19 protein-coding genes are annotated in these 24,120 nt (G+C 73.9%); 6 read left to right on the top strand and 13 right to left on the bottom strand.

The genetic code is table 11. The features are described from left to right. Positions 1 to 226 precede the first annotated feature (226 nt). Entirely contained in the window at positions 227 to 1,240 is a 1,014-nt protein-coding gene (locus EKG83_RS13760; RefSeq protein ID WP_228122604.1) for an L-threonylcarbamoyladenylate synthase, read from the top strand. Between the two features lie 184 nt (positions 1,241 to 1,424). After that, on the top strand, positions 1,425 to 2,099 hold the full coding sequence (locus EKG83_RS13755) for an SDR family NAD(P)-dependent oxidoreductase (RefSeq protein ID WP_033430869.1): 675 nt from the start codon (positions 1,425 to 1,427) through the stop codon (positions 2,097 to 2,099). A 63-nt stretch (positions 2,100 to 2,162) separates the two neighbouring features. On the opposite strand, the gene EKG83_RS13750 is transcribed toward EKG83_RS13755, so the two are convergent. After that, the gene (locus EKG83_RS13750) at positions 2,163 to 2,711 is read right to left on the bottom strand and encodes a hypothetical protein (RefSeq protein WP_033430868.1); all 549 of its coding nucleotides are present in this window, start codon (positions 2,709 to 2,711) and stop codon (positions 2,163 to 2,165) included. Between the two features lie 149 nt (positions 2,712 to 2,860). On the opposite strand from EKG83_RS13750, the gene EKG83_RS46850 reads away from it, so the two are divergent. Then, positions 2,861 to 4,561, top strand: a complete 1,701-nt coding sequence (locus EKG83_RS46850) for a serine/threonine-protein kinase (protein WP_228122603.1) — start codon at positions 2,861 to 2,863, stop codon at positions 4,559 to 4,561. Positions 4,562 to 4,840: 279 nt separating this feature from the next. On the opposite strand, the gene EKG83_RS13740 is transcribed toward EKG83_RS46850, so the two are convergent. The 6 genes from EKG83_RS13740 to EKG83_RS13715 all read right to left on the bottom strand — a co-directional run bounded on the left by EKG83_RS13740 (position 4,841) and on the right by EKG83_RS13715 (position 13,093). Continuing rightward, positions 4,841 to 5,119: a hypothetical protein gene (locus EKG83_RS13740; protein ID WP_033430867.1), complete on the bottom strand. Its 279-nt coding sequence runs from the start codon at positions 5,117 to 5,119 to the stop codon at positions 4,841 to 4,843. Between the two features lie 507 nt (positions 5,120 to 5,626). Then, the gene (locus EKG83_RS13735) at positions 5,627 to 6,763 is read right to left on the bottom strand and encodes a hypothetical protein (RefSeq protein WP_033430866.1); all 1,137 of its coding nucleotides are present in this window, start codon (positions 6,761 to 6,763) and stop codon (positions 5,627 to 5,629) included. A 34-nt stretch (positions 6,764 to 6,797) separates the two neighbouring features. After that, entirely contained in the window at positions 6,798 to 7,895 is a 1,098-nt protein-coding gene (locus tag EKG83_RS13730) for a hypothetical protein (RefSeq protein WP_153278055.1), read from the bottom strand. A gap of 285 nt (positions 7,896 to 8,180) precedes the next feature. Then, positions 8,181 to 8,621, bottom strand: a complete 441-nt coding sequence (locus EKG83_RS13725) for a DUF6326 family protein (protein ID WP_033430864.1) — start codon at positions 8,619 to 8,621, stop codon at positions 8,181 to 8,183. Positions 8,622 to 8,818: 197 nt separating this feature from the next. Beyond that, the gene (locus EKG83_RS13720; RefSeq protein ID WP_033430863.1) at positions 8,819 to 10,045 is read right to left on the bottom strand and encodes a PQQ-dependent sugar dehydrogenase; all 1,227 of its coding nucleotides are present in this window, start codon (positions 10,043 to 10,045) and stop codon (positions 8,819 to 8,821) included. Positions 10,046 to 10,222: 177 nt separating this feature from the next. Next, a complete protein-coding gene (locus tag EKG83_RS13715; protein WP_033430862.1) occupies positions 10,223 to 13,093 on the bottom strand; it encodes an AfsR/SARP family transcriptional regulator in 2,871 nt (956 codons plus the stop codon). A gap of 315 nt (positions 13,094 to 13,408) precedes the next feature. Here EKG83_RS13715 and EKG83_RS46845 point away from each other — a divergent pair, with 315 nt between their 5' ends. The 3 genes from EKG83_RS46845 to EKG83_RS13700 all read left to right on the top strand — a co-directional run bounded on the left by EKG83_RS46845 (position 13,409) and on the right by EKG83_RS13700 (position 17,558). Beyond that, entirely contained in the window at positions 13,409 to 13,888 is a 480-nt protein-coding gene (locus EKG83_RS46845) for a hypothetical protein (protein ID WP_051765660.1), read from the top strand. 282 nt (positions 13,889 to 14,170) lie between these two features. After that, complete coding sequence (locus tag EKG83_RS13705) at positions 14,171 to 15,799, top strand: tannase/feruloyl esterase family alpha/beta hydrolase (protein WP_033430925.1); 1,629 nt, start codon at positions 14,171 to 14,173, stop codon at positions 15,797 to 15,799. Between the two features lie 286 nt (positions 15,800 to 16,085). After that, on the top strand, positions 16,086 to 17,558 hold the full coding sequence (locus tag EKG83_RS13700; RefSeq protein ID WP_194283015.1) for a cellulose binding domain-containing protein: 1,473 nt from the start codon (positions 16,086 to 16,088) through the stop codon (positions 17,556 to 17,558). Between the two features lie 63 nt (positions 17,559 to 17,621). On the opposite strand, the gene EKG83_RS13695 is transcribed toward EKG83_RS13700, so the two are convergent. The 6 genes from EKG83_RS13695 to EKG83_RS13670 all read right to left on the bottom strand — a co-directional run bounded on the left by EKG83_RS13695 (position 17,622) and on the right by EKG83_RS13670 (position 24,119). Next, positions 17,622 to 18,374 carry a hypothetical protein gene (locus tag EKG83_RS13695; protein WP_033430861.1) on the bottom strand — a complete coding sequence of 251 codons (753 nt, stop codon included), beginning with the start codon at positions 18,372 to 18,374 and terminating at the stop codon, positions 17,622 to 17,624. Next, positions 18,371 to 18,691 carry a hypothetical protein gene (locus tag EKG83_RS13690; protein WP_033430860.1) on the bottom strand — a complete coding sequence of 107 codons (321 nt, stop codon included), beginning with the start codon at positions 18,689 to 18,691 and terminating at the stop codon, positions 18,371 to 18,373. Before EKG83_RS13690 ends, EKG83_RS13695 begins: the two co-directional genes overlap by 4 nt. Positions 18,692 to 18,719: 28 nt before the next feature. Then, entirely contained in the window at positions 18,720 to 19,490 is a 771-nt protein-coding gene (locus tag EKG83_RS13685) for an ESX secretion-associated protein EspG (protein ID WP_033430923.1), read from the bottom strand. Further along, the gene (locus tag EKG83_RS13680) at positions 19,487 to 20,926 is read right to left on the bottom strand and encodes a PPE domain-containing protein (protein ID WP_051765656.1); all 1,440 of its coding nucleotides are present in this window, start codon (positions 20,924 to 20,926) and stop codon (positions 19,487 to 19,489) included. Before EKG83_RS13680 ends, EKG83_RS13685 begins: the two co-directional genes overlap by 4 nt. Before the next feature lie 3 nt (positions 20,927 to 20,929). After that, the gene (locus EKG83_RS13675) at positions 20,930 to 21,265 is read right to left on the bottom strand and encodes a hypothetical protein (RefSeq protein WP_033430859.1); all 336 of its coding nucleotides are present in this window, start codon (positions 21,263 to 21,265) and stop codon (positions 20,930 to 20,932) included. An 82-nt stretch (positions 21,266 to 21,347) separates the two neighbouring features. After that, complete coding sequence (locus tag EKG83_RS13670; RefSeq protein ID WP_033430858.1) at positions 21,348 to 24,119, bottom strand: AfsR/SARP family transcriptional regulator; 2,772 nt, start codon at positions 24,117 to 24,119, stop codon at positions 21,348 to 21,350. Between the last annotated feature and the right edge of the window lies 1 nt (position 24,120).

Here is a 24,120-nt window from a genome sequence, read left to right as displayed (position 1 = left end):
AGGCTACCGGCTCGGCCACGACGAGGTGCACCGCCGGTCCGCCCCGGTGAGGGCGCCGATCACGTTCGGTGCAGACCCGACCACCGACGACGGCACCACGCGCGGACCGCACCCCCACCCGTCGCGCCGAGTCACCGGCAGCACCACCGCGCACCACACTTCCGGGTGCACCACCACACCGAGTCCGCCGGGCCGGGTGCGGTTCGCGGGTTCTACGCTGGCGCGGGTGCGCGGAGCGGAGCAGTGGAGGTTGACCGGGGTGGCGGCAGGAACCGGGGACATCGAGGAGGCGGCCGCCGTGCTGCGCGGCGGGGGCCTGGTGGCCGTGCCGACGGAGACCGTCTACGGGCTGGGCGCCAACGTCGAGGACACCGCCGCCGTCGCCCGCGTCTTCCAGGTCAAGGGGCGCCCGCCCTCGCACCCGCTGATCGCCCACGTCGCCGGCGCGGAGCGGCTATCGGACGGCTGGGTCGCCGACGTGCCCGACACGGCCCGCCTGCTGGCCGGGCGCTTCTGGCCGGGACCGCTCACGCTGGTCCTGCGGCGCGGCCCCCGGGTGCCCCTGGAAGCGACCGGTGGGCTGGAGACGGTGGCCGTGCGCGTGCCCGACCACCCCGTGGCGCTCGCGCTGCTGACGGCCTTCGGCGGCGCCGTCGCGGCCCCGTCGGCCAACCGGTTCGGCTCGGTCAGCCCCACCACCGCGGACCACGTCCGCGCGGAACTCGGGGACGCCGTCGACTTCGTGCTCGACGGCGGCCCCTGCCGGGTGGGGGTCGAGTCGACCATCGTCGACGCGACCGGCGGGATCCCGAGCATCCTGAGGCCCGGCGGGGTGACCCGCGAGGACCTCGAAGCGGCGCTGGGGCACCCGGTCGCGGTCGGCTCGTCGAGCCGGGTCCGGGTGCCGGGCCAGCACCCGTCGCACTACGCGCCGCGGGCGCGGGTCGTCCTCGTCGAGCCCGAGGAGATCCCCGCCGAAGCGCGGGCCGCCCAGGAGCGGGGGCACCGGGTCGGCGTCATCCTCCCGCCCGCCCTCGCCGACGCCCCGGTCAAGGCGCACGCCGTGGTGAGCGTTCCCCCGTCGACGGCCGCCTACGCCCGCGGGCTGTACGGGTTCCTGCGCGAACTCGACGAGCTGGGCTGCGACCTCATCCTCGCCTCCCCGCCGGCCGAGGAGGGCCTGGGCCTGGCGATCGCCAACCGGCTCCGCCGCGCCGCGGGCCCCCGGCCCACCGCCTGACCCGCGCGGGGTACGCGGTGGAACCGGATCCGGCGGCGTCGGGCCTGCGGGAGGCGACCACGTCCGCCCGGCCGGGCACGGGACCGTCACGGCAGGAAGCGCAGTCGATCGCGGCCGTGCGCGCACCGGGTGGACCGGCCCGTCATGTCGACCGCGGCGGCACGCGCCCGCGTAACCTCCCAGCGTGACGCGCGCCCTGGTGATCGGCAACAGCGACGGCATCGGACTGGCCCTGACGCGGCGGCTGCTCGCCGACGGGTGGGACGTGGTGGGGGTGTCGCGGCGCGCCTCGGAGGTGGTGCACGGGCGGTACGCGCACCACGTGGCCGACGTGACCGGCGCGGACTTCCCGGCGGTGCTGGCCGGGGTCGGCCCGGTCGACGCGTGCGTGTACGCGGCCGGGGTCGGCGAGGTGTTCGACGTGGGCGACCTCGCGGCGCAGACCCGGGCGGTGGAGGTGAACCTGCTCGGCGCGGCGCGGGCGGTCGAGGCCGTGGTGCCGGCGATGGTCGCGGCCGGGCGGGGCCACTTCGTGGGCCTGTCGAGCCTGGCCGACGTGCTGGTGTCGCCCGACTCCCCCGGCTACGCGGCGTCCAAGGCCGGGCTGTCGTCGTACCTGCTGGGGCTCGCCGGGGCGCTGCGCCGGCACGGGGTGGCGGTGACGTGCGTGCGGTTCGGGTTCGTCGACACCAAGATGGCCAAGGGCGACGTCAAGCCGATGCTGGTCGGTGTCGAGCGGGCGGTGGACGTGCTGGTCCGCGCCCTGCGGACGCGGCCGGTCGTGGTGTCGTACCCGAAGCGGATGTCCGTGCTGGCGCGGGCGCTGCGGATCGCCTCGGGGGTGCGGGTCGGGCGGTGAGGTCCGACCGCACGCGTGCCCGGAGGCGTTGGGGTACCACGACTCCGGGCACGTGCGGAAGCCTCAGTCGATCCGGTCGGGAAGGGGGTGGCGGACGTAGGCGGGTCCGGGGGGACCGAACTCCAGGCTGTTCTCGTCGAGGCCGTTGGAGACGGTCACCCGGCCGCCGGGGAAGGCGAAGCTGACCGCCACCATGCCGTCGGCCATGTCCCCGCCCGCGTATTCGAGCAGTTCGACCGCCTGGAGGGGTTGGCGTCGCAGGGCCACCAGTTCCGCTCGGGCGTCGTGCCGCCAGGCGAGGCGGAAGACGTAGTCGTCGGGGTGGCCCTGGTCGCCGTGGTTCCAGGCGGGCTGTCCCGACGGGTCGACGGTGTTCCAGGTGACGGACAGGTCGTCGAACTTCCGGTGGTCGACCTCGACCTGCTCACCGTCGAAGTCCAGCAGGACCGGGCCGTCGGCGAACCACTCGTCGGCATCGAGGTCCCAGAGCAGCCAGGCGTGTCGCAGGCTGCGGCCGACCAGCGCCCGCAGCCGCCGGCCGTGCGCCGCGGTGGTCGCCGACAGGCCGTTGAGCCACCGGGGCTCGTAGCCCTGGATGCCGAAGTGGGACATCCGGGGATTGTCCGTGACCCGATGCCGCGGCGCATCACGTTTTCCCGGGTCGGGAGCCCCCGGCTTGGGCAGGTGGCCGGGGCGTGCGGGGCAGTCCGGTGAGCCGGCGCGTGTTAACGACGACTTCGCAGAGTCACTAAGCTGGATCGGTGCGTAACAAGGACGTGATCGCGGGCCGGTACCGGCTCGATGAGGTCGTCGGCGCGGGCGGCATGGGTGAGGTCTGGCGGGCCACCGACCTGGAGTTACGCCGGGTCGTCGCGCTCAAGCTGGACACGACGGGGGACGGCGAGGCGGCCCGTCGCGAGGCGCGGATCGGGGCCGGGCTGCACCACGCCAACGTGATCTCCGTCTTCGACACCGTCGTCGACGGGGGCAGGCGCTGGCTCGTCATGGAGTACCTGCCCGCCCGCAGCCTCGCCGAGATCTGCCGGACCGACGGCCCGATCGCCCCCGACCTCGCCACCAGGATCGGCGCGCAGATCGCCACCGCGCTGTCCGCCATGCACGCCAGGGGGATGGTGCACCGCGACATCACGCTCGCCAACATCCTCGTCACCGCCGACGGCACCGCCAAGCTGGCCGACCTCGGCGTCGCGATGTGGGACGAGGTCACGCTGACCGGGAGCGCGAAGGACGCGGGTACCGCCGGCTACCTGGCCCCCGAGGTGCTCCAGGGCCGGCGCGCCACCCCGGCGGCGGACGTGTACTCGCTCGGCGTGACGCTGTCGGCCGCGTCCGAGGGGCGGGCCGACAAGCGCTTGGCGGGCATCCTGGCCGCGCTGACCGAGCCGGACCCCGCCCGCCGGCCCGGCGCGGACGAGGTGGCCCGGCTGCTCGGGGCTCCCCGCGGGTTGTCGAGGCACGCGCTGGTGACGGCGGGGGTGGCCGCGGCGCTGGTGGTCGTGCTCGGGGCGACGCTGTCCGGGTCCAGCAGCCCTTCGAACAGGGCGGACGCGAGCGCGCCGCCCGGCACGCTCCTGTACGGCATCGGCGACCAGATCGGCACGGCGCTGGAGTCCGAGTTCGTGCGGGAGGCGCCGGTCACGATGCTCACCACCAACTACCACAAGCCGAGCGACCTGGAGACGATGGCGGGGTGGCGGGACAGGGAGGTGCCCGACGCCTACGCGCGGGGGTACGCGCTGCACGTGATCGTGGCGGACTGGGAGATCGACGACCCCGAGGTCCCCGTCGAGGGCAAGTACGGCGCCGGCTGCGGGCGCGCCTACCCGCTGTCCCCCGCGTTCGGGGAGGACATGCGCGCGCTCGCGCGCATCTTCGCCGGCAAGGTCGACGATCCGCCCCTGTACGTCACGGTGTTCAACGAGGTCAACAAGATGGCGTGCGAGGACAGCGCGTACGGCGCCAGCCCGGCGTACTACGAGGCGTTGCAGGACAGCTACCTCGACGTCCGGCGGATCATCAAGGAGACCGCCCCGAACGCGCAGGTGGGGATGGGCTGGGACGGCTACCAGGTCGAGGACGACGACCCGGAGAGCGGTGGGGGCCGGTCCATGTTCTCGCACTTCGCCCGCGCGCTGCGGGCGTCGGACTACGGGGCGGTGGTGGCCAAGCAGCCGTACGGCAACATCTTCCAGGTGCGGGAGAGCGTCCGCGTGCTGGGTGAGTACGGCAAGGTCATGGTGGCCGCCTACCTGGACACCACGGGCGAGGTGCTCGACCTGGACGTCCGGGTGCTGCTGAACGACGAGTCGATCGCCGGCCTCAACCGCCTCGGCCTGTTCGCGTGGAACTTCAACAACCAGCGCGAGTTGGAGGGTGACCGGGGGCCGACCCTCGACTACATCAAGAAGGTGATCCGCCGCACCGGCCGCGAGCCGCGCTGATCGCGCCGGCCGACGAACGTGGGCTGTTTCGACCACCTCCTGCTCACCGCGGGACGAGCGGGCCCACGTCGGGGGAATCAGGTAGCTCGCCGGCAGGTCCCGATCGCAGGCGCCGGTCTCGTGCGGGCGCGTCAACCGGTGCACTGACGGACACGACGAGAATGGACAAATCAACCGGACAGCAACAGAATCGGCCGGGCCGCACAGGGCGAACTCCACATACCGCCGATGGCACGACCGCTACGCACAGCGGCCGCGCCATCGGTTCTCACCGATCGATCAGCATGCCTTGACCCCGTCGTAGCTGCCGAAAGACCAGGTGTCGCGGTACTCATGGCCGTAGGTCAGCGTGTGGCATGCCTCGTCAACGGCGCCGCTCAACACGATGCGGGAGCGGATCGACCGACCGCCGCAGCTGTCGTACTTGTACTGGACCAGAGCACTGTTGGTCGAGTGGAACTTCTCCAGGCAGTTCCGCACGTCGTCGGCCGCGCTCGCCGAAGCCGCCGTCGGGACCGCCAGGATCGCTGCGCCCAGAGTCACCACGATGACACCCATACGCCCCAGCTTGCTTCGCAAGACACTCCCCCATTCCAGTCGGATTGATCGCGCATTCGATTGACCGATGCCGGCAACCGCGAATGCATCAACTCAGAAAAATCGGGCTTCCGAGTCCACACTTCTCGCGGTGACGCCACTGGGCGATCTCGCGCAACACCCGGAGGGCGACGGCGACGATGGCCGGACACGGAGGATTGATCGGACCTGGTTGCACGGCCTCGAACACCCGCGTACTTAATGCCATATCAAACAATCGTCACCCTGGTGTGCGCCACCCCTCGGTACATGTAAAAATAAGTGCTTACCGAGAATAGCATCCGACAGGAATTCGTCACTAAACAACTACTAAACTCCGGCCCACTTCTCTCCATTCCCCGCGAGTTCGACTTCCCAAAAGTCTTGACATACGCCACTTCATTGCAGGACGCCCGGAGTGTGGTTCTGCTGAGCCGGACGATGAAGCCGGGTGCGCTGACCGAGTGGGAGCGCCGCGAGCTGGCACGGTCACGGCAGGGTCCACCGGAACGCGCGCGAGTTGTCGCGGTACAACGTGCCGCCGACCACCACGCCCGCGTTGTTCACGGCGACGGCCTTGGCCGGGAGGTCGTCGGGCGTCGGCAGCGTGGTCAGCACGCCGGCCCGCCAGTGGAACGGTCGGGGCGCGCCGCCCACCGCGTGCCAGCCGACGACGTCGCCCCGGTCGTTCACCGCGACCGCCTCGCCCTGCCCGGACGTGCCGAGGTCGACGAGTTCGCCGTGGCGCCACAACGCCGCCCTGCGCACCCCGTCCTCCTCGACCCAGCCCACGACGTCGCCGTCCTCGTTGATGGCGCGGGTGTTGTCGGAGACGCCGGCGTCGCCGCCCGGCAGGACGGTGGGCCGGTCGGCGACCCACACCACGGCCCGCGTGGTCGCGGCCACCGACCAGGTGGCGGCCACCGAGTCGGACTCGTTGACCGCCGCGACGGTGTAGTAGTCCGCCTCGCCCGCCGCAGGCAGTCGGGTGCAGTTGGTGGCCGAGCAGCGGAACGCGAACGTGTTCGCGGCCTCGACGGCTGTCCGGGAGCCGGCCGTCGAGCCCTTCGCGTTGGCCACCCGGTGGTCGGCGCTCGGTCCCTGCGGGGAGACCGGCACGTCGGCGAACACGCCCTGTCGCCACGCCCCGGCGCGGTCGTTCCCGCCGAAGGCGGGGTCGTCCAGGTTGTTGTAGCCCAGCGGCACGACACCGCTGTCGCCGAGGTCGCGGACCGACATCGCACCGGACCCGCGCCTCGGCGTCCGGTCGACCACCTGGCCGTCGGACCACAGGTCGACGTAGGAGACCTGGGCGCCGCCCTCCTTGGTGACCAACGAGGTCAGCACGTCACCGCGTGCGTTGATGCCCACCGCGTGACCGCCTGCCACGACCGTGGGGGTCGGGCCGTCCCAGCGCACCGCGCGCAGCGTGCCCGGGTAGTAGGGCCGGGCCGGCGGCGTCCACCCGGAACCCGCCGCCTGGCCGGCTTCGTTGAGCACCGACACGATCGCCGCGGCCGAGCCCGGTGGGGCCGGCAGCTCCGTGAAGCCGATGGCGGCGGCCTTGGCGGGCGTGGCGAGGACGAGCACGACGAGCACGGTCAAGGCGGACGACGACCAGGGCATGGTGGCGTTCCTTCGGATCGGGTTGCGGGGAGGATCAGGGCACGGTCCAGCGGAACGCCTGCGAGTAGGAGTGGCCGACCACCACTCCCGAGTTGTTGATGTCGGTCGCCCACGCGGGCGAGCCGGCCGGCGCCGGCAGCGTGGTGACGACACCGTCGCGCCAGTGGAATCCGCGCGGCGAACCACCGCTCTCCTGCCAGCCGACGACGTCGCCCCGGTCGTTCACCGCGATCGCCTGGCTCCAGTCGGGCAGCCCGAACTCGATCAGCTCGCCGTCGCGCCAGAGGACCGCCCGGGACAGGCCGTCCACGGTGCGCCGGCCGACTACGTCGCCGTTCTCGTTGAGGGCTCGCCTGCTGTCGGAGACGGTGACGTCCTCACCGGGCAGGACGGTGACCCGGTCGTCGGCCCACAGCACCGCCCGGGTCGTCGACCCCACCGACCAGGTCCCGGCCACCCAGCCGGAGTCGTTGATCGCGGCGACGGAGTAGCTGCCGCCGGCGCCGGCGGCCGGCAGCCTGGTGCACTCGGTGGCGGAGCAGCGGAACACGAACGAGCCCGTGCCGTCGTTCAGGTCGCCGACGCCCGCCGTCGTGCCGTGCCTGTTCACCGCCACGTGGTCCCTGTACGTGCCCTCCGGGGGCAGCGGCACGCTCTCGTACACGCCGTCCCGCCACGCGCCCGCGGTCCTCTGGTGCGCCAGCGGGACCACCCCGTTGTCGCTGATGTCCCGGCCGATCGGGCCGTTCGTGCTGGTGCCCCGCGGTGTCCGCCCGACCAGTCGACCGTCCTCCCACACCAGGAGGCTGATGAAGCTGAGCCCTACGTGGGCGAAGCGACTCGTGAACAGCACGTCGCCGCGCTCGTTGATGCCGTACGCCTGACCACCGGTCTCACCGCCGCCCAGGACCAGGGGGGTCGTGCCGTCCCAGCGGACGCCGTACAGGAAACCGGGCACGGGGCGTTTCCCGATCACCCCGGCGGTGCCCGCCACCTGACCGGCCTCGTTGACCACCTGCGCCTCGGCGAAGGTCCACCCGGCGGGCGGTGGCAGCACTTCGAAGCCGATGACGGCGGCCCTGGCGGGCGTGGCGAGGACGAGCACGACGAGCACGGTCAAGGCGGACGACAACCACCGCACGACAACCCCCTGGGATTCGGCGACGCTGTGCCTTCGGGAACGAAGGTAACGACGGCCCGCCAACGCGTGTCCCGCTGAGCGGTTCAACCACCGCCGATCCTTTCGGCGTCGCACCCGACCACCCACCACGACGAGCGCCGGAAGTGTTCGTGGCCGCAAAACAACGGTGGCGGCCGGGAGAGGGGGAATAGGCGTCGCGCGCCGGGGAGCAGTCGTGCGGCCGGCTGTCCCCTGACCGGAAGGCCGCGAACGCAGCCCGACGAGCACTTCCCCCTGTCAAGGCAGCGAGGGCACGGGTGACGGCCACTTCCAGGCAGTGCGGATGATGACGACGAGGAGCACCGCCTCGACGAGGCTGCCGAGGAGGTAGTAGACCCACGTCTCGCCGATGCCCGACGCGATGACGGTGATCAGGTAGAACGAGCCGACGATGAGGTTGACCGCCCGGTTGGCCCGCGGCTTGAGCAGAAGGGTCAGGACCACCATCAGGATCGACGGCAGGAGGTAGACCAGCGTGGCGGTCAGGAACGTCTGGTCGACCGCTAGCGGCGTGGACGCCACCTTGCCGTCGAGTGCGGCGTTGAGGACGTCGGCCCGGTAGAAACCGAAGATGTCGACGTAGGCGAACACGAAGAGCATCGTGACCCACAGCGCGCAGAGCGCGAGCTTCACGTCGACCGGGGTGTCCCGGTACTGCCTGGTCGGTGTCGTCCGCACGGATTCCGCTCCTCTGGTCGGGCTGAGGAGGCCCAGTGTCATCGCGTCGGGTGCGTGGGCGCACCGGGGTTCCGGCCGGTGTCGACCTGGCCGATCGGCCGGGTGCGGAGCCCGTCTTCCGGTCGATCCGCCGGCTCGCCGGGGAAGCCCGCAATCGCGCCCAGATGGCCGTCCGGGCTTACCGGGATCACCGGGTCTCAGCGGTGCGCGCCCCTGCCTCCGGAGGCCGGCTTGACCCGCTCGAACCGCACTCGGCTCAGCCAACCCGGGAGGTCGCTGAGCACGTACAGCTCACCATGCACGTCGGTGTCGATCGCGGTCGGCTGGGTGGGGAAGTTGCCGATCGTGGCGGATTCGTAGCCGCCGTCGGGCTTGGGGCGCACGGCGAACACGTGGGTCGAGCAGTAGTCGCTCGCGACGTAGGTCCCCCACGCCTCCGGGGTCCGGAACCCCCGGTACACCACGCCGCCGGTCACCGAGCAGTTGTCGTTGTAGTGGTCGTACTCGAAGACCGGGTCGGTGTACCGCCCGCCCGGCCGGCACTGCTGCGGGTCGAACACCGGGGTGCCCTCCTTGCAGGACCAGCCGAGGTTCGCGCCGCCCTGCCACGGGCGGATGTGGTCGACCTCCTCGACCAGGCCCTGGCCGACGTCGCCGATCCACAGCGAGCCGTCGACCGGGTCGACGGAGAACCGCCACGGGTTGCGCAGCCCGTAGAGCCAGATCTCCGGCCGCGCGCCCGGCACGCGGACGAACGGGTTGCCGGCCGGCACGCAGTAGGGCTTCGCCCCGCAGGTGCGGTCGACGTCGATCCGCACGATCTTGCCGAGCAGGGTGCCGAGGTCCTGGCCGGCCTTGAACGGGTCGTTCGCGTGGCCGCCGTCGCCCGTCGACCAGTAGAGGTAGCCGTCGCGGCCGAACGCCACCTGTCCCCCGTTGTGGTTGCCGTACTCGGCGTGCTGCTGGGTCAGCAGCACCTGCAGCCGCTCGGGTGCGCCGAGGGGCACCCGCGCCAGGGTCAGCTCGCCGGCGGGCAGGCTCGTGTAGGACACGTAGAGGATTCCGGTCCGGGCGAAGTTCGGCGCGGGCGTGATGCCGAGGAGGCCGCGCTCGTTGTCCGACTCGTCGACCCGGTCGGTCAGGTCGAGCACCGGCTCGGCCGCCAGGCCGGTGTCGGGGTGGTAGGCGCGGACGGTGCCCGCCTTCTCCACGACCAGCACCCGGCCGTCGGGCAGCCCGGTGACCGCGACCGGGCGCCGGAGACCGGACGCCACCTGTTCGGACACCACGGTCAGTTCGGCGAGCGGCACCGCGTGGGTGCGGGGTGTGCTGGCGACCGACGGCGGGGGCAGCAGGAACGCGGACAGGGCCGGCACGAGCAGGCCGGCGAGCAGGGTGACCGGGCGACAACGTCGTCGCAACATGGTTCGGCTCCTCAAGCAGGGTGGGTCCACAATCTGGGAGCGCTCCCAAACGTACCGCGACACCCCGGTGGCCTCCAGCCGCCGTCCTGCCCCCTTCGCCGGTGGGAAAAGGAGCACGGGATTGACCGGGAGGCGAGGGCGTTCTCAGGTGCGGGAGACCTCCCCGGACCACGTCGGTCACCCGCTGCGGGCGACTCCCCCCTGCGCCGCGTCCAGGTCGTCGAGTTGTCCCCGGACGCGTTCGACGTCGGTGTCGCGCCCCAACTGCCGGTACAGGTCCAGGGCTTCCCGCCAGGCGGCACGCGCCTGGGCGTGTTGGTCGAGAGCGGCGTGGGGGTGGCCCAGGTAGTCGAGGGTGTCGGCGGCCTCGGCCGTGTTGCCGACGTCGCGGTAGAGGGCGAGGGCCTGCCGGTAGTGGTCGACGGCCTGCTGGTGGTGCCCGGTGTGGTGGTCGATGAAGCCCAGGCTGTCCAGGGCGTCCGCCACGCCGTCGAGGTCCTGGTGGTGCCGGTGCAGGGCGAGGGCGGCCCGGCAGTGGCCGCGGGCGTTGTCGTACTGGCCCAGGTGGGCTTCGTACCAGCCCACTGAGTTGAGCGCATCGGCTTCCCACACCGGTTGGTCCAGGCCGCGGCAGAGGACCAGGGCTCGGCGGGCGTGCTCCAGGGCTCGCCGGTGGTCCCCCCGCTGCTCCCAGGCCCACCCGAGGGCGTGGTGCGTCCGGGCGTGCTGGAGGGGGTCGTGGTGGCGTTCGGCCACGGCGAGGGCGTCGTGCAGGTGGGCGATGGCCTCCTCGTGCCGCCCCAGCTCGGCGTGGGCGTGCCCGAGTCTCCAGCGGGCGTGGATGAGGGTGCCGGCGTCGGGCAGGTGTTCGGCGGCGTCGGCGGCCGCCCGCCACACGGCCAGCCCGTCGTGGCGGTGCCCGCGTCGCAGGTGGAAGGTGCTCAGCGCCCAGGCCAGGTGCCACACGGCCTGGTGGCACCCGTGGTCGGCGGCGGTGCGCTGCGCGGCCAGCAGGTGGGGGTGGTGGGCGTCCAGCCAGACCAGCGCGGCCTCCTGGTCGGGCAGCGGCCGGGGGTGGGCGCCGGGGGCGGGTGGGGCGAGCGGGACCGGCGGGCGGTGGGGGTACAGGAGCCGGTCGGCGGTGTGCGCGGTGTGCCGGTAGAAGTCGACCACCCGCTCCAGCGCGGCCCGCCGCGCGGGCTCCGGGAGGTGGTCGCGGGCGGTGGTGGCGGCGTAGGCGCGGACCAGGTCGTGCATCGAGTAGCGGCCGTGCGGGTGCCGGTCGAGCAGCGAGTGGTCCTCCAGCACGCGCAGGGCCTTGCGCGTGCGCGCCTCGGGCAGGCCGGTGAGGGACACCGCGGCACGCAGGTCGGTGTCCGGGCCGGGGGCGATCCCGAGCAGCGCGAACACCGTCCGCTGCTCTTCGGTGAGCCGGCGCAGGGACCAGGACAGCACGGAGGGCAGGCCGGCCGTGGGATCGGTGTCGTGGTCCAGCGCCTCCAGGCCCAGCTCGCGCAGCTCGGCGGCGAACTCCGCCAGCGGGATCGAGGGGCGGGTGGCGGCGTGCCGGGCGGTGATCGCCAGGGCCAGCGGGTGGCGCCCGCACAGCTCGATCAGCTCGTCGGTCACCCGGGGCTCGGCTTCGACGCGCCGGTCGCCGAGGCGGGCGGCCAGCAGGGCGCGGGCCTCGCCGCGGGTGAGGAGGTCCAGGGACAGGTGGCGGGCGCCGCACCGGTCGACCAGGGAGGCCAGCCTGGTGCGGCTGGTGACCAGCACCGCGCAGGTCGCGTTGCCCGGCAGCAGCGGCACGACCTGCTCGGCGCCTGCGGCGTTGTCCAGCACGACCAGCATCCGCCGCCCGGCCACCAGGCTGCGGTACGACGCGGCCAGGGCGTCCAGGTCCGCCGGGAGCGCGTCCGGGTCGGCGCCGAGGGCGGTGAGGAACCCGCGCGCCACGTCGGCCGGTTCGGTCGGCGGCCCGGCGGGGCTGAAGCCGCGCAGGTCGGCGAACAGCTGCCCGTCGGGGAACCGGTGCAGGTTGCGGTGCGCCCAGGCCAGCGCCAGCCACGTCTTGCCGATCCCGCCCGCCCCGCCGATCGCCGAGATCAGCACCGTCCCGGCCGCCGGGTTCGTCGACGTCGCGCCCGGTCGTGCGGCGGGGCCCCCGCCGTCCGGGGCGGCGGCGGAGAGGGCGCGGTCCAGCTCGACCAGTTCGGAGGCGCGACCGGTGAACGGCGCGGGCGTGGCCGGCAGTTGGCGTGGTGCCACCGGTGGCCGGTCCGCCCTCGTCGTCGGGGTGGCCAGCGCGGGGTCGGCGGCCAGGATCCGCCGGTGGAGGTGCTGCAGGTCCGGTCCGGGGTCGGAACCCAGCTCGTCGGCGAGCCGGGTGCGCAGCTGCCGGTAGTGGTCCAGGGCGTCGGCCTGGCGACCCGCGCGGTAGAGGGCGAGCACGAGCTGGGCGGCCACGTGCTCGTCCAGCGGGTGCAGGGCGGCGCGGTCGGTCAGCTCGGGCAGCAGCGCGCCGTGCCGCCCGGCCCGCAGCGCCAGGTCGAGGCGGTCGGTGTCGGCGGCGAACCGCTCGCGCTCCAGGCCCCGCCGCGCCGCGGTGGTCCACGGGGTGTCCAGGCCGGCCAACGCCTCACCCCGCCACACCCCCGCGGCCCGCTCCAGCAGTTCCAGCGCGCGGGTCCGGTCGGTCTCGGCGCGGGCCTCGGCGACCAGGCGGCGGAACCGGTGCACGTCCACGCGGTCGGGGTCGACCAGCAGGACGTAGCCCTTGCCGCGCCGCTCGACCACCACCTCGTCCACGACACCGCCGGCGGCCAGCAGTTGGCGCAGGCGGGAGACGTAGTTGCTGACCAGCTGCCGGACCCGTCGAGGTGGCCGCTCGCCCCAGATCCAGTCCACCAGCTGATCGGTGGCGACCACCTGGTTGGCCTGCACCAGCAGCACCGCCAGCACGCACCGCTGCCGAGCGTGCCCGAGGTCCGGCCTCGTCCCGTCGACCAGGAGCTCGACCTCGCCCAGCACCCGCAGCTCCACCGTCATCGCACAGCCCTCCCCCTCCCGCGCACCGCGGGCCCCCGGGAAGTCCTGTCTATGCCCGCCGGCCCCTGCCCAGCACCACTGAACAGGGGATTCGCACGACGTTGTGTTGACGGACTGAACCGGGTGCCGATGCTGTCCCCGGGATCGGGGCGGGCGGCGCCGGAGGGGGAGAACCGGCCCGCCGGTCGCGGTCGCTTTCCCGATTTTTCCGGAATGCGCTGGAGAACATCCCAGGCAGGTCGACGAAGAACAGGATTCCCCATGCGAACAACAGGTGCACCGACCACTCGGGCCGGCGGGGCGCGTTCCCGCCTCATGCGGTTGCTGACCCTCTTCGGCGTGCTGGTGGTCGGCCTGGCCGGGGCCCCGGCGGCGACCGCGGACGTCGCGCCGATGGCCGAGTACGCGCCTCTCGCGTCCGTCCACCTCGAACCCGGCACACCGGCCCCCCGCCTGACGGACGGCAACTGGTTCCTCTCCGAGGGGACCCACTTCTACTACAACGACTACGTCCAGGTCGGGAAGTCCAGGCTCATCTTCCAGCAGGACGGCAACCTCGTGCTCTACGACGAGATCGGGCGCGCCCGCTGGGCCAGCGGCACCGACCACCGGGGCCAGGAGGGGATCTTCCAGCAGGACGGCAACCTCGTCGTGTACGTCAGCCGCGGACGCCCGTTCGCGTCGAGGACCTGCTGCTACCCGGACCTCGAGTTCTCCGTCCGGGCGGACGGCAGCCTCAGGATCCAGCAGATCGGGACCGGGCAGATCCGGTGGTGGACCTCGACCGCGCACTGATCGGCGGCGCGTCGCCGGCCGGGGGACGACTCCGGCCGGCGACGCGGCGGCACCCGTGATCCACCGCTGACGACGGCTCTTCGAGCGGCACGGGGCACCCGGGTCGATGACTGCGGTGATCCGCTCGTGCGGCTCCCGAAGCCCTGTCGGACGCCACCGGGGTGGGGTTACCGTCGAACCGCGTGCCAGGGGCGTGGTGGTGCCGGTCGGTGGCGGGATGGCTCGCGGGACCGGCGGGTGGTCACGGCGCGGCCGGCGTGCTCGTCCCCGACCGAGAACGAGGTGCGCGTGATCCGCTTGCTGGTGGTCGTCGGTTTGCTGGCCTCCCTGACCTCCGGCGCCTCCGTCGCGTCGGCCGCCAGGGGTGGCGTGGTCCGGCCCGTGGCCGAGTGCGCCGACCTGGTCCGGAGCTTCGCGATACCCGGCACCCGCGCGCACGTGACGCGGGCGGAGCCGGTGGCCGCGGGCGCCGAGGCCGCGCACTGCGCGGTACTCGGGTACGTCGAGCCGCGGGTGCGGTTCCACCTGAAGCTGCCCACCACCACCTACACCGGCCGCTACCTCCAGTACGGCTGCGGCGGGTACTGCGGTGCGCTGGTGTCGCCGTCGTTCCCCGACTGCGGTGCGGAGATCGGCGGCCTCGCGGTCGCCGCCACCGACGACGGGCACGTCGCCGGCGGCCCGGTGCCCTCGGCGGACGGCACCTGGGCGGCCGACGACCAGGCCGCCCGCGACGACCTCGCGTTCCGCGCGCCGCACGTGGTGTCGATGGCGGCCAAGCGGCTCATCGAGGACTTCTACGGCGCCCCGCCGTCGTTCTCGTACTTCGGCGGCTGCTCCAACGGCGGGCGGGAAGCGCTGCTGCTGGCCCAGCGGTACCCGCACGACTTCGACGGCATCGTCGCCGGCGCACCCGTCAACTACCAGTCCCCGCTGCTGGTCTACCAGGCGTGGCTGGCCCGGACCAACACCGGCGCGGACGGCCGCCCGGTGCTCACCGCCGACCGGCTGCCCGCCCTGCACGACGCCGTGATGAGGCACTGCGACCACCTCGACGGCCTGGTGGACGGCCAGATCGACGATCCGCGCCGGTGCGACCACGACCCGGCCGCGCTGCGCTGCCCGACCGGCGTCGACGGGCCGACGTGCCTCACCCCGGCCCAGGTCGACGTGGTGCGCAGGCTGTACGCCGGCCCCACCGACGCGCACGGCAGGCGGCTCTACCCGGCCGGTCAGGAACGCGGCTCCGAGCCGGCCTGGGCCGGCTGGGTCGTGCCGATCCCGGAGTTCGGCGGCTCCTCGCTGGCCACCCTGCTCGCGGACGACTACCTCAGGTACATGGGCTACCCGATGGGCACGCCGCACTCGTCGCTGGCCGAATTCGAGTTCACCGCCCGCGAGTTCGCGCGGCTGGGCGTGGAGGGCGCGCGCGGCAACGCGATGAGCCTCGACCTGGGCGAGTTCCGCCGCGCCGGCGGTCGGCTGATCCTCTGGCACGGCTGGGGCGACCAGGGCGTCCCGCCGCGCGGCCTGCTCGACTACTACGCACGGCTGGCCCGGCACGACGGCGGGGACGTCCGCCGCTGGGCGCGGGTGTTCATGGTGCCCGGCCTCCAGCACTGCACCGGCGGCACCGGGCTGACCGCGTTCGACCCGTTCCCCGCGCTGCTGGCGTGGGTCGAGCGCGGGACCGCGCCCGACCGGGTCGTCGCCGTCGGCCGGAACGCCGCCGGGGAGGTGGTGCGCACCCGGCCGGTGTTCCCGTACCCGCTGACCGCCCGCTACGACGGCACTGGCAGCATCGACGACGCGGCCAACTTCCGCCCCGCCCCGCCGGCCCGCCCGACCCGTGACGCGGTCGACTGGGTCGGCACCTACCTGCACCGCGTGCCCGGGCCGGTCGCGCCCTGATCCCATTGGGCGCGGAGGCGCAATGATCAGGGTGCGAAATTCCGAGTTCACGTCCTTGAATGAAGTCGGCCGTTCACCGATGTGAATTTTGTTGCCTGTTCCACAATCTTGCGCAATGCTCCCTGGGAGCGTTCCCAGGACGCGCTGACCACGGCGGATACCACGAGCCGGCAATGGTCGGTGGCGCCGGGACCGCTGTCCGGTAGTGCTGTTCGCAAGGAGGCGACGCATGAGTCTGCGCATTGGCAAACACACCAGGGGTCGGACCGCCGGTATTACCGCAGCGATGTCGGTGGCGGCTTTGACCGGGGGGCTGGTGGTGGCGGCCGGCACCAATGCCAATGCGGCGGTCGGGTGCCGGGTCGACTACTCCGTGACCAACCAGTGGCAGGGCGGTTTCGGCGCCAACGTCACGGTGACCAACCTGGGCGACGCGTTGTCGGGGTGGACGCTGGAGTGGTCGTTCCCGGCGGGGCAGCGGGTGACGCAGCTGTGGGGTGGTGAGTTCTCGCAGTCCGGCAGCGCGGTGACGGTGCGCAACGCGAGCTACAACGGGTCCCTGGCCACGGGGGCGTCGGTCACGCCGGGCTTCAACGGCTCCTGGAGCGGCTCCAACCCCGCGCCCACCTCGTTCAAGCTCAACGGCGTGGCCTGCACCGGACAGCCCACCAGCACCTCCACGTCGACTTCGACCACCACCACCACCACGACGACGACAACGACGACGACCTCCACCACCACGACGACGAACCCGCCCGCGGGCGTCGCGACCGGCTACGCGTCCCAGAACGGCGGGACCACCGGCGGCCAGGGCGGTGCGACGGTCCGGGCCACCACCGGCACCCAGATCCACCAGGCCCTGTGCAGCCGGGCCGCCAGCTCCACCCCGATCACCATCCAGGTCGAGGGCACCATCAACCACGGCAACACCGCCAAGGTCTCGGGCGACAGCTGCGAGACGGCCGCGGGGGTCATCGAACTCAAGCGGATCAGCAACGTCACCATCATCGGCGTCGGCAGCGGGGCCGTGTTCGACCAGCTCGGCATCCACATCCGCGAGTCCCGCAACATCATCATCCGCAACGTCACGATCCGGAACGTCAAGAAGTCCGGCTCCCCCACGTCCAACGGCGGCGACGCCATCGGCATGGAGAGCAACGTCCGCAACGTCTGGGTCGACCACGTCAACCTGCTCGCCTCGGGCGGCGAGTCGGAGGGCTACGACGGCCTGTTCGACATGAAGGACGACACCCAGTACGTGACCCTGTCCTACAGCACCCTGCGCAACTCCGGCCGCGGCGGGCTGATCGGGTCCAGCGAGAGCGACCGCTCCAACGGGTTCGTCACCTTCCACCACAACCTGTACGAGAACATCGACTCGCGCACCCCGCTGCTGCGCGGCGGCATCGCCCACATCTACAACAACCACTACGTGAGCCTCAACGAGTCGGGCATCAACTCCCGCGCCGGCGCCAAGGCCAAGGTGGACAACAACTACTTCAAGAACTCCAAGGACGTCCTCGGCACCTTCTACACCAGCGAGGCCGGGTACTGGCAGGTCGGCGGCAACATCTTCGACAACGTGACCTGGTCGTCCCCCGGCAGCGACACCAACCCCGCCGGGCCCGACGTCAAGTCCACCACCACGGTCGGCATCCCCTACGGCTACACCCTCGACCGCGCCGAGTGCGTGCCGAACATCGTGAGCCGGACGGCGGGCGCCAACACCGGCCTGCAGGAGTCGAACGGCACCTGTTAGCAGGCAGGGGACGGCGGCTGCCGGGCGACGCGGCCCGGCAGCCGCCGTCGTGCCCGGGGGCGCTCAGCGGGGCGCCCAGGCGTCCTCGTCCGCCCGGTCCCGCTCCTCCAGCCCGGTGGGGATCGCGCCCGTCGAGTAATTCGGGTCGATGCGGAAGTCCTTCGCCTCCAGCAGCAGCAACGACCCCAGCGACCGGCCGTCCGCGTCCCGGAACCGCTGCACCGCCTGCCGCCCCTCGCCCGCCTCCTCGAACACCTTCGACAGGCCGCTGATCTCCTTCATCGCGTTCAGGACGATTTCGAGGGCCGCCGTCACGTCCACCGCGAACGACACGTCCGCGCCCTCACCGCCGCTGACCAGCCGGTCCAGCGCGACCGCGGCGCCCGCCGCCGGCGAGACCACCGCCGCCAGGCTCTGCAACAGGCTCATCAGCGCGTTGGCGGCCGTCTCGACGATCTTCTTCACCTCGGCGAACACGTTGCCGATCGCCTGGTCCTCCAGGTCCACCAGGGACGTCTCGGCGTCCGCCGCGGTCACCGCCTTCCCGGCGTAGCGGTCGAACAGCTCGGCCGCCTCGCCCTTCCAGCCGGCACCGACCTCGTCGCGCACGTCCGCCATGATCTGGGCGCCCTCGCGCACCGCCTTGAACGCGGACTCGGCCCGTTGGCGCTGCTGCTCGTACACCTCGTAACGGATGTTGAGCTTCTCCACCTCGTCCAAGGCGTTCATCCCGAACACGGCCAGCACCGGGATCAGGGGCAGCAGGAAGCGGACGAGTTCGGCGTGCTCGTCGTTGCGCGAGGCCAGCGGGCTCACGTGATCCTCCCCGGTCGGAACAGGTCCGCCACCGCTTCCTCGGTGCGCTCCTCGTCGTCCGCGGTCTCCAGCAGGCCGTCGCGGACCTTCAGCGCCGCGGCGGTCAGCTGGTTGACCTCGGCCATGCGGTTGATCAGCGTGGACAGCAGCACGTCGCGCAGCCCCGCCGCCTCGGCGGAACTGCCCCAGTGGTCCCCGGCCAGCACCTTGGCCAGCTCGGTCAGCTCGGTGCGCGCCTTGGCGAACCTGTCCAGGGCGTTCCCCGCCGCTGCCGCCTGGGCGCGCAGCACCCGCGTGTCGACCTGCTTGCCCGACACGTCCCTCCCCCTTCCGCCGCCGGTGCGGTCAGCGCACCGCCAGCGCCTCGTCCACCACTTGCCCGACCTGGACCGCCAGCTGCGCGGCGGTCGCCGGCAGCACCGTCACCCACCCGCCGCGGCGCAGTTGGAGGTGCCTACCCGCCGGGGTGTCGTGGAAGGCCACCACCCGCGGCGCCGACCGCGGCCTGCCGTCGCGGCCGGTGACCCGGACCCCGAACTGGCCGCGGGTGTGCGCGTCCCGGCACATCCGCGCCACGGCCCGCGCGTCGGCCGGGCGCTCCCCGCGCGCCTCCAGCGCCGCGGCCAGCCCGTCGAGGTCCCCGCCCGCCGCCACCGCGGCGTCGAGCGACGCGGCCCGCACGTTCGCCGACCCGCCGCGGCCGGTCGGGGCGTCCCCGGCCAGCCGGACGACCTCGGCGACCAGCGCGTCGGGCGGGAGCGGCCGCAGCGCGACGACGTCCCCCTCCCACACCGCGAGCACGCCGTGCCGCCCGGTCGCCGCCGCCCGCGCCCGCAGCCGGCGCGCGCCGAGCACGCGGGCGTCCACCGCCCACGAGAAGCGGGCGAGCGCGGTCAAGCCGGCCACCAGGTCGGGGTGGAGGTCCCGACCACGCAGCAGGCCCCGGTGCCGCAGGTCGTCGAGCACCCGCCACACCAGCTCGTTCCGCTCCGCGCGGGTGCGGCCGGGGCTGGGCGCGTCCAGCACCGGCGGCAGCTCCCCCAGCCCGAGGTGCGACCAGCACACCTCGAACTCCACCGCGGCGAGCACCACCCCGGCCTGCACCGCCCCGGTCACGACGACCACCTCGGGTCCTCGTCCTCCCCCAGCACGGCCGGGGCCACGCCCGGCCGGTCGTCCACGCCGAACAGGTCGTCGTCGCGCACGTAGTACCGGTCGGTGTGGTCGGCGTCGGCCGGGCCCTCACCACCCCGCCCCGCGACACCGGGCTGCCCGAACGCCCCGCCGGGGAGCGCGCCGGGCCGACCGCGCGGCACCTGCCCGGCCGCCGTGGCGCCCCGCGCGCCGTCGAGCACGCCGGACCGACCGCCGGGGGCCGGGTGCGCCTCGCGCCCGCCGGCCACCGCGCCGGGCGCGACCCCGCCGCGCGCGACCCCGCCGGGCACCCCGCCCCGGCCGCCCACCACCGGTCCGCCCGCCGATCCCCCCGGGCGGGAGCCGGGCGGGGCGATCCCGCCGGCCCGGCCGGTCGACGGCCTCGGCACGTCGCGCCCGCCGATCCCGCCCACCGGCAGCGGGGGCACCACGGGCTGGGGCACGCCGGGCCGCGGCGCGGGCTGGTGGACGTCCCCGCCCACCGGGGGCCGGGTGCCCGGCTGCTCGACCGGGGGCGCCACGGCGGAGGTGTTGACCAGGTCCTGCCGCGCCTGCGGTCCGAGGACCTCCTCCGGTCCGCTCCGGGGCCCGTGCGGCGGCACCTCCCCCGGCTCGCGGTCCCGCCCGTCCGACCTGCCGCCGCGCTCGTCGCCCGACCTGTCGTCACGCTCGTCGTCCGGCTTGTCCGCCGGCTTGTCGTCGCGCTCGTCGCCCCGGCCGCGCGGCTCGTCGTCCCCGGTGCGCCGCGGTTCGCCGTCGCGCTCCCGCGTGACCAGCTCCCGGGTCAGCTCGTGCAGCTCCACCGGCACCACCCGCGGCGGAACCGTGGCCGGCGGCTCGAACTCCGCGGTGACCCGCGTCATCTCCGCCAGCACCGGCAGGGACTCGACGTTCGCCCGGCACGCCGCCTCGTGCTCGTAGAGGACGCGGTTGGCCTCCGCGTCCGCGGCCCGCCGCCGCGCCACCTGCTCGTCGAAGTCGGTCTGCACGTCGAACAGGTTCTGCGTGCTCAGGTTGAAGCTGTCGCCCAGCGCGTCGTCGAAGCCGTACTCCGGCCGCGGCGCCGATCCCGGCATCGCGTACGTGGTCCGCTGCACCTGCTCGGCCTGGAGGTCCACCTGCGCGCCCGCGGTCTGCGTCAGCGCGCCCGAGTCCCCCGACCACAGCGCCGCCTGCCGCACCGCGGCGGCCGCCTCGACCGCGGCGCTGCCCTCCCACTCGCCGCCCAGCCGGGCGACCAGGTCCCGCAGCCGCTGCTCGGACTCGACCAGCGCGTCGGTCAGCTCGACCAGCGCCGCACGCGCGTCCGCCAGCGCGGCGGGCCCGGCGCCCTGCCGGATCCACTCGATCTTCTGCTCCAGCGGGAAACCCTCGTACCGGTAGTACCCGACCGCCACCGCTCATCCCCCCTTGCCGAACGCCGCGGCGATTTCGTCGTCGGTGAAGCCGTAGGCGCGCGCCGACGCCTCGCACTGCCGCGCGATCCCCCGCAACTCGGCCACGTACCCCCGTGCGCGCGCCGTGTAGGAGTCCTCGCGCAAGGTCAGCCGCTGGTTCAGCTCCTCGGCGTAGTCGACGCTCGCCGGGTCGCCCAGCGCGGGCCGGGTGACCATCCGCTCGGCGAGGCCGCCGACCAGCTCGTCCAGTCGCCGCGCCTCGGCCTGGAACGCCGCCCCGATCTCCAGGACGTTCTCCTTGCCCACCACGATGCCGGTGCCCGTGCCACCCGCGTCCATGACCCTCCCCCCTCGCGACGGTTCGCCACCACTGTGCGCCAGGGGTTTCGCGGTAATCTGTGGAGGATCTTGTATACGCAGGTCAGGGCATGTTCTCCGGGCGGGCCAACCGCTCCTGGACCGCCTGCGCGGCCTGCACCCGGTGGTGCTCGCGGTAGAGGCGCAACGCCTCCTGCCACGCCGCCCGGGCCTCCGCCGGCACGCCGCGCGCCGCGTGCGCGTCCCCCAGGTTCACCAGGGTGTTGGCGACCTGGAAGTGGTTGCCCGAGGCCCGGAACAGCTCCAGGGCGCGGGTGTAGTGGTCGATCGCCTCGCCGTGCCGCCCCGCCTTCACCGCCAGGTAGCCCAGGCTGTCCAGCGCGTCCGCCACGCCGTCGCGGTAGCCGCCGCGCCCGGCCAGCTCCACCGCCTGCTCGCAGTGGGCGCGCCCCCGGTCGTAGTCGCCGGTCAGCCCGTGGCACCAGCCCACCGAGTTCAACGCGGTGGCCGTCCACACCGGGTTGCCCAGCCGCCGGTAGAGCTCCAGCGAGCGGGTCGCGTGCTCCAGCGCCCGGCGGACGTCGCCGCGCTGCTCCCAGGCGATGCCCAGGGTGCGGTGCACGTGCGCCTGGTCGGTCTCGGAGCCCGACCGCTCGGCCAGCACCAGCGCCTCCTCCAGGTGCGCCACCCCGCCGACCGGGTCGCCGATGCGGGCGCACGCGTCGCCCAGCATGCGGTGGGCCGCCGCCCGGCCCGGCTCGTCACCGAGGCGTTCGGCCGCGGCCAGGCCCTCCTCCCAGGCGGTGATCAGGTCGCGCAGCCGCCCCCTGGTGGCGTGGTAGGAGGTCGTGCCCCAGGCCAGGCGCCACACCAGCTCGTCCCAGCCGTGCCGGACGGCCGCCCGCCGCGCGGCCACGAGGTTGGCGTGCTCGGCGTCGAACCAGGCCAACGCCTCCTCCCGGTCGGCCAGGGGCAGCGCCGCACCGCCCGGCGGCACCACCGGGCGGTGCGGGTTGAGCAGCGCGTCCGCCACGAGCGCGGTGTCCGCGCAGCACTCGACCAGCCGCCGCACCGGCGCGACCCGGTCGCCCGCGCGCTCCACGGCGAACAGCCGCACCAGGTCGTGCATCCGGTACCGGCCGGGCGGGTCCTCCTGCACCAGGTGGGCGCGCCGCAGCTCGCGCAGCACCGCGCGGGTCGCGGCCGGCGACAGGTCCAGCAGGTGGGCCGCCGCGGGCCGGGCGATGTCCGGGCCCGGCGCCAGGCCCAGCAGCGCGAACGCCTCGGCGGCGGCCGGCGGCAGGGCCCGCTCGGAGGCCGCGAAGACGCCGCGCAGGTTGGTGCTCAGCTCGCCGCCGTCCAGCGCGTCGAGCCGCAGCGCGGCGTCGCGGAACTCCTCGACCAGGGCGGACAGCGGGTGGTCCGGGTCGGCGGACGCCTGCACGGTGGCGACGGTGAGGGCCAGCGGCAGCCCGGCGCAGTGGTCGAGCAGTTCGTCGGTGGCCGCGGCCTCGGCGGCCAGCCGGTCGTGGCCCAGCCGGTGGGCGAGCAGCTCGCGCGCGTCGCCCCGGTCCAGCACGTCCAGCCGCAGCGACCGGGCGCCGTGCCCGGTGATCAGGCCGGTCAGCTGGTGCCTGCTCGTCACCAGCACGGTGCACGAGGCGCTGCCCGGCAGCAGCGGCAGGACCTGGGCGGTGTCGCGGGCGTTGTCCAGCACGACCAGCAGCCGCCGGTCGGCCACGAGGCTGCGGTACAGGCCGGTGCGCGCCGCCGGGTCCGGTGGCACCGCGCCCGGTGCCACGCCCAGGGCCTCCAGGAAGGCGCGCAGCGCGACGGCGGGCGGCACCGGTTCCTCGACCGGGTCGAAGCCGCGCAGGTCCACGTGGAGCTGGCCGTCCGGGAAGCGGTCGAGGTTGCGGTGCGCCCAGTGCAGGGCCAGCCACGTCTTGCCGACCCCGCCCGCGCCGCCGATCGCCGAGATCAGCACCGTGCCGCCGGTACCGCCCGGCGGGGTCAGCGCCTTGTCCAGCAGGGCCAGCTGCGCGGCGCGGCCGACGAACGGCGTCGGCGGGGCGGGGAGCTGGCGCGGCACCGGGGCCCGGTCCCGCCCCGGTGGTTCCGGGTCCGGCTCTTCACCGCCGGTCGGCGGATCGCCCGCCAGCACCCGCCGGTGCGCCTCGCGCAGCGCCGGCCCGGGTTCGGCGCCCAGCTCCTCCACCAGCCGCGCCCGCACCCGCCGGTAGTGCTCCAGCGCCTCGGCCTGCCGCCCGCAGCGGTGCAGCGCGAGCACCAGCTGACCGGCGGCGCGCTCGTCGAGCTCGTGCCGGGCGGCCAGCGCGGAGATGCCGGGCAGCAGCGCGTGGTGGCGCCCCAGCCGCAGGCCGACGTCGTTGCGGTCCAGCTCCGCACCCAGCCGCTCGTGCTCCAGGGTCCGGCGCAGCTCGTCCAGCCACGGCAGCCCCAGCCCGGCGAACGCCTCGCCCCGCCACAGCCCCAGGGCCTGCTCCAGCGAGGCCAGGGCGTCCTCGTCGGCCTCGGTGCGGGAGCGCCGGACCAGCTCGCGGAACCGGAACAGGTCCACCGCGGCCCCGTCGACCCGCAGCGCGTAACCGGCCGGGGAACGCGTGATCCCCGCGTCGGAGCCCGCCAGCACCCGCCGCAGCCGGTACAGGTAGCCGTACAGGGCGTTGCGCACGTCGGACGGCGGCCGGTCGCCCCACACCCGCTCGGCCAGGCGCTCCACCGGGACGGCCTGGCCCGCGTCGACCAGCAGCGCGACGAGGACGTGCCGCTGGCGCACGTGCCCCACGTCCACGGGCTGCCCGTCGATCTCCAGCAGGACCTCGCCGAGCACCCCGAAACGCGCCTCTCCCACC

This window comes from Saccharothrix syringae, from assembly GCF_009498035.1.
In the GTDB taxonomy this organism is placed as follows: Bacteria; Actinomycetota; Actinomycetes; order Mycobacteriales; family Pseudonocardiaceae; genus Actinosynnema; species Actinosynnema syringae.
Note: the sequence above shows the minus strand (reverse complement) of the source record. Positions and strands in the feature narration are given on the sequence as shown.

Excerpts from the sequence above, each read along its gene's own strand:
- EKG83_RS13740 (WP_033430867.1), bottom strand. The coding sequence starts at position 5,119 with ATGGGTGTCATCGTGGTGACTCTGGGCGCAGCGATCCTGGCGGTCCCG.
- EKG83_RS13720 (WP_033430863.1), bottom strand. The coding sequence starts at position 10,045 with ATGTTGCGACGACGTTGTCGCCCGGTCACCCTGCTCGCCGGCCTGCTC.
- EKG83_RS13750 (WP_033430868.1), bottom strand. The coding sequence starts at position 2,711 with ATGTCCCACTTCGGCATCCAGGGCTACGAGCCCCGGTGGCTCAACGGC.
- EKG83_RS13715 (WP_033430862.1), bottom strand. The coding sequence starts at position 13,093 with ATGACGGTGGAGCTGCGGGTGCTGGGCGAGGTCGAGCTCCTGGTCGAC.
- EKG83_RS46845 (WP_051765660.1), top strand. The coding sequence starts at position 13,409 with ATGCGGTTGCTGACCCTCTTCGGCGTGCTGGTGGTCGGCCTGGCCGGG.
- EKG83_RS13700 (WP_194283015.1), top strand. The coding sequence starts at position 16,086 with ATGTCGGTGGCGGCTTTGACCGGGGGGCTGGTGGTGGCGGCCGGCACC.
- EKG83_RS13675 (WP_033430859.1), bottom strand. The coding sequence starts at position 21,265 with ATGGACGCGGGTGGCACGGGCACCGGCATCGTGGTGGGCAAGGAGAAC.
- EKG83_RS13735 (WP_033430866.1), bottom strand. The coding sequence starts at position 6,763 with ATGCCCTGGTCGTCGTCCGCCTTGACCGTGCTCGTCGTGCTCGTCCTC.